Genomic DNA, 6,032 nt, shown 5'->3' with positions numbered 1-6,032 from the left:
CGAATGCAACGGCGCACCACCACCCCCCGCCATCCCGTACGCACCCACAGCCCACGACACATAGTTCGCCAACCCGCCGTGCGTAACCGCCACACCCTTCGGACGCCCCGTCGAACCCGACGTATAGATCACATACGCCAGCCCATCCGCACGTGCCACGACACCCGGCGCAGTGGCCGGCAACCCGGCCAACTGCATCCGCACCAACGCACCGTCCAACGCCACCAGACGCATCCGCCCCGCCGGCAGATCGTCCAGCAACTCCTCCGTCGTCAGCGTCAGCACCGCCCGGCTGTCACGCAGCATGAACGCCACCCGCTCCGCCGGATACTCCGGATCCACCGGCAGATACCCCGCCCCCGCCTTCCACACCGCAAGGACCGCCACCACCATCTCCACACCCCGCGGCAGGCACAGACCCACCAACGACTCCGCACCCACCCCCTGCGCCACCAGATACCGCGCCAGCCGGTTCGCCCGCGCATCCAGCTCCGCGAACGACACCTCCACCCCGTCGCACGACACCGCCACCGCACCCGGCACCCGCGCCACCTGCGCCTCGAACAAGTCGGGCACCAGACCACCCGGCAACTCCACCGCCGTCCCGGCCCACTCCTCCACCACCAGGGCACGCTCCCGCGCCCCCAACACCCCCACCGCCGACAACCGCGTCCCCGGCTCCCCCTCCAACGCCGAGAGCAGATTGGCCAACGCCGTCTGCAACAGGACGCCGACCCGCGCCGGGTCGGCCGGAGCCGCGGCGTGGACCGTCACCTCGAACCCGGTTCCCCGGTCTCCCACGGACACGTTCAGGGGGTAGTTCGAGCGGTCCCAGAGATAGAGCACCCGCACGCCTTCGAGGCCGGTGCCCCCGTCCTGATCGGGACCACCGACGGCGGACCGGTTGTAGCGGTAGTTGAAGACGGAGCTGAACAGCGGACTCGAACCCGGCATCGCACTGGCCCGCTGCGCCACGGCCAGCGGCGCGTGTTCGTGCACCAGCAGCTCGGCCAGCTGGTGGCGCAGGCCGTCAAGTGCCTCGTCGACCGTGGCCGACCCGACCCGGACGCGAACCGGGAGCGTGTTGAGGAAAAGACCCGGCACCCGGTCCGAGCCGGCGCCGGAGTCCATCCGCCCGAACAGCACCGTGCCGAACACCACGTCGTCCCGGCCCGAGACGGTCGCCAGCACCCGCGCCCACGCCAGGTGGAACACCGTCGCCGGACTCACCCCGCGCGCACGGGCCAACTCCCGGAGACGGGTGGACAGTTCTCCGTCCAGCGTCAGCTGCGCCTGCTCGGAACCGGTGCCGTCCCCGCGCACGTCGACCAGCCCGAACGGCGCCGTCGTCTCCTCCACATCGCCCAGCAGCCCGGCGAAGTACCGCTCGTGCTCCTCCTGCGACACACCGAGCCGGGCCTGAGCAACAAAGCTGCGGAACGGCAGCGGCTCCGGGAGCGCGTCGCCGTTGCCCGACAGGATGGCGCGGAGCTCGCCGAGCACCACGTCGATCGTGGTGTGGTCCTGCACCAGGTGGTGGATGCGCACCAGCGCGAGCCACTCGCCGGCGACCTCCCCGGCCGCCGTCAGCACCCGGATGAGCGGGGCGGCGGTGAGGTCGATCCCGCCCCCGCCCGCAGCCACCAACTGGCCGACCAGGTCGGGTTCCTGCGGATTCAACTCGACCTGCTCAACCGGGAGCTCGGCCCGCCGGGTGACGACCTGGACGGGCTCGCGGAGGTCCTCCCAGACGATCGCCGTGCGGTACACGTCGTGCCGGTCCACCACCTGCTGGAGCGCGACGAGAAACGCATCCAGGCGCTCGCGCGAGTCGAATCCCAGCACCATCGGCTTCGCGTAGACGTCCGTCGAGTGCTGATCGGCCATCAGATGATGGAAGAGAATGCCTTCCTGGAGCGGCGCGAGGGGGTAGACGTCCGCAATGTTCGCCGCACCACCCGGGATGCGCGCCACCAGACGGGCGACCTCGGTTTCGTCCAGGTCCACCAGCGGCAGCATCCCGGGCGTGATCTCGTCAGCGCCCTCGGGGATCAGGTTCGGCGGGACGGCAACCCGCTCGGCGCCGGACGCGGCCGCCAGTCCGGCAGGCGTCGAGCTCTGGAACAGCGCCCGCACCGAGACGGAGACGCCCTGCCTTCGCAGGTCCTCCACCAGCGAGACGGCCAGCAGCGAATGCCCGCCCAGAGTGAAGAAGTTGTCGTCGACACCGACGTTCTCCAGGCCCAGGGCCCGCGCGAACGCGGCACACAGGATCTCCTCCTGCACCGACACCGGACCCCGGCCGGCACCCGCCACGGCGGCGAAGTCCGGCGCCGGCAGCGCCCTGCGGTCCAGCTTGCCGTTGCCCGTCAGCGGCAGCGCGTCCAGCACCACCACCGCCGACGGCACCATGTGCTCCGGAAGCCTGGAGACGGCGAAGTCGCGCACAGCTGCGGCGAGTTCGTCGGCCGCCTCGTCGGCAGCGACCACGTAGGCGACCAGCCGGCGGTCTCCGGGGGTGTCCTCGCGGGCGACGACCGCCGCCTGCGCCACGCCCGGATGGGCGGCCAGCACCGCCTCCACCTCGCCCGGCTCGATCCGGAAACCCCGCACCTTCACCTGGTCGTCCGCACGCCCCAGCACCACCACACTGCCGTCCGCCGTCCAACGCGCCCGGTCACCCGTCCGGTACATCCGCTCACCCGAGGCGGAGAACGGGCAGGCCACGAACCGCTCGGCCGTCAGCCCAGGACGACCCACATAGCCGCGCGCCAACTGCACACCCGCGACGTACAACTCACCCGCAACCCCCGGCGCCACCGGCTGGAGGAACCCGTCCAACACGAACAACCGCGTGTTCCCGACCGGACGACCCACCGGCACCACACCGGACGCCACCGACTCCGCCGTCAGCCGGGTCGTCGCGACACCGATCGTCGCCTCCGTCGGCCCATAGTGGTTGAACACCCCACGCTCGCCCGCCGCCTCCAGCAGACCCTCCACCAGCGCGGCCGGGGCGGCCTCTCCGCCCAGCACCAACGACGCCGCGGGCAGCACACCCCCCGGTCCGGCCACAGCGGCCAGCGCGGAAAGGTGCGAGGGAACCACCTTCACGAAGTCGATCCGGTGCTCGGCAAAGTACGCCGCCACTGCCGCCGGATCCGTCACCGCCTCCTCGGGGAGGATGTGCAGCTCACCACCGGTCGCCAGACTCGCGAACAGCACCGTGTTCCCCAGGTCCGTCGCCTGCGCCTGCAACAACGCATAACGCCCCCCCGGCACACCGAACCCCACCCGCGACGGCACCGACCCCACATAGTTCGCCAACGCCCCGTGCGTCACCCCCACACCCTTCGGACGCCCCGTCGACCCCGACGTGTAGACGACGTAGGCCAACCCGTCTGCCAGAAGCTCCAGTTCGGGCGAGCTGTCCGGCTGTCCGGCCAGTTCGGCCGCCACCACCGGGTCGTCCAGGGCAATGGTGCGTGGTCCCCTCTCGGCCGGGTCCGCGATCACCGATTCCGGCTGTGCCGCGGCTCGGCGCAGCACGAGGTCCGCCCCGCTGTCGGCCAGCAGGTAGGCGATCCGGTCCGCCGGCTGCGCCGGGTCGATCGGCAGGTAGGCGGCGCCCGCCTTCCACACCGCCAGGATCGCCGCGATCGTGTCCGCTCCGCGCGGCAGGCAGATGCCCACCACCGCCTCCGGGCCGACACCCTGGCCGACCAGGTAGTGCGCCAGCCGGTTGGCCCGGGTCGCCAGCTCTCCGTAGGACACCTCAGTGCCGTCCACCACGAGCGCCACCGCGTCCGGCGTCCGTGCCGCCTGCACCTCGAACGACTGCGGGACCATCAGCTCCGGCAGCGGCTGCGCGGTCCGGTTCCACCCCTCCAGCACCTGGTCGCGTTCGGCCGGGTCCAGCACCTCCACCCGGTTCACACGGGCCAGCGGGTCACCGGCCATCGCCGACAGCACTCGCACGAGGCCGTCCGCGATCCGCTCCGCCGTCGCCGGGTCGAACAGGTCCGCCGCCGCGGTGAGCGCGCCACGCACCCCCGCAGGTCCACCCCGTTCGTCGAACACCTCGGACAGCACGAATTCGAGGTCGAACTTGGCCGCCTGGCGTCCGAGCACGACCTCCTCGGCCAGGACGTCGGGCAGTTGAAGCACCGAGCCGGCGTCCGCCCCGGCCGAACCGGCGCTCTGCACCGTGAGCATCACCTGGAAGAGCGGGTGACGGGCCAGGGACCGGGCCGGGGAGAGCTCCTCGACCAGCCGCTCGAACGGCACCTCGTGGTGCCCGAAAGCGCCCAGCGTGGTCACACGCACGCGCTCCAGGGCCTCGACGAACGTCGGGTCGCCGGACAGGTCGGTGCGGATCACGACGTTGTTGACGAAGAACCCGACGAGCTCGTTCAGCGCCTCGTCCATCCGCCCGGCGATCGCCGAGCCGATCGGGATGTCCTGCCCCGCCCCGAGGCGCGAGAGCGTCACCGACAACCCGGCCTGAAGCACCATGAACAGGGTCGCCCCGCGTTCCCGCGCAAGCTCGGCCAAGCGCCGGTGAACGTCCGCCGGAACCCGGACGGGAACGCTGTGGCCGCGATGGCCCGGCAACTCCGGACGCGTCCGGTCCGCCGGCAGCTCCAGCTCCTCCGGGAGTCCGGCCAGCGCCTCACGCCAGTAGGCCAGCTGTCCGGACATCACGCTGTCCGGGTCGTCCTCGCCCCCGAGCACCTCGCGCTGCCAGAGGGTGTAGTCCGCGTACTGCACCGGCAACGGCTCCCAGACCGGAGCGGCACCGGCAAGCCTCGCCGTGTAGGCCGCCGACAGGTCCCGCGCCAGCGGGCCGATCGACCAGTCGTCCCAGACGATGTGGTGCACCACCAGGACCAGCAGGTGCTCGTCCGGGCGAACGGCGAACAACCAGGCCCGCAGCGGTGCCTCCGACGCCAGGTCGAACGCGTACGCCGTCGCCCGCGCCACCGCGCCGGCCAGCTCCGCCGCGGCGACCGTCCGTCCCGGAAGCTCATCCGACGCCTCGGCCGTGGCCAGATCCAGACCGCCCAGCACGCCCCGGCCGCCACGGTCGCCCCGGTCGCTCGGCCGGCCGGAGTCGACGACCTCGACCACCGACAGCTCCCACGGCAGGGCATCCAGCTCGATGACCTGCTGGCAGGGCTGACCGTCAACCAGGGGGAACGTCGTACGCAGAACCTCGTGCCGTCCGACGACGTCCCGCAGGGCCGCACCCAGCGCCCCGTGGTCCAGCTTGCCGGTCAGCCGCAGGACCATGCGGTTGTTGTAGGTCGCGTTCGGCCCCGCCAGCTGCGCCAGGAACCAGAGCCGACTCTGTGAGAAGGACAACGGGATCATCGGGACTCCTCCTGCTTGCGCATCGGCCGCAGCGTGGGCCTGGCCTTCTTCGGGCCGGCACTCCTGTCGGCGAGCCAGGCCGCGAGCCCGGCCGGGGTCGGTACCTCGAACAGCGTCGGCAGCGGCAGGTCCACCCCCAGGTCGGTCCGCAACCGGCCCGCCAGGCGCATGACCAGGAGGGAGTGGCCACCGAGGGCGAAGAAGTCGTCCTCGACGCCGACGGCCTCCACACCCAGGACCTCGGCGAACGCCTGGCAGAGCAGCTCCTCCTGGGCGTTCACCGGCGCCCGACCCGGCGTTCCCGATCCGGTGTACTCGGGGGCGGGCAGAGCCTTGCGGTCCAGCTTCCCGTTCACCGTCAGCGGCAGCGCGTCCAGCACCACCACCGCCGACGGCACCATGTGCGACGGCAGACGGGTGGCAACGAACTCCCTGATGTGTGCGGTCAGTTCGTCATTGTCTGCGTCGGGCGAGGCGACGACGTAGGCAACCAGGCGCTTGTCACCCGGCGTGTCCTCGCGCGCCACCACCACGGCGTGGACCACGTCCGGGTGCTCCGCCACGACCGCGGCGACCTCACCCGGCTCGATCCGGAACCCGCGGATCTTCACCTGCTCATCCGCACGCCCCGCGAACACCAACCGCCCGTCGGCGCTCCA

2 protein-coding genes are annotated in these 6,032 nt (G+C 71.8%); both read right to left on the bottom strand.

Annotation, left to right across the window (positions count from 1 at the left end):
* A partial coding sequence (locus J5Y04_RS40960; RefSeq protein ID WP_209417639.1) for a non-ribosomal peptide synthetase occupies nt 1-5,373 on the bottom strand: 5,373 nt, incomplete at its 3' end.
* A partial coding sequence (locus J5Y04_RS40955) for a phosphopantetheine-binding protein (RefSeq protein ID WP_209417638.1) occupies nt 5,370-6,032 on the bottom strand: 663 nt, incomplete at its 5' end. The genes J5Y04_RS40960 and J5Y04_RS40955, both read right to left, overlap by 4 nt.

The sequence above is a fragment of the Kitasatospora sp. RG8 genome (assembly GCF_017813315.1).
Classification (GTDB): domain Bacteria; phylum Actinomycetota; class Actinomycetes; order Streptomycetales; family Streptomycetaceae; genus Kitasatospora.
This window is presented reverse-complemented; position numbering and strand designations above follow the sequence as displayed.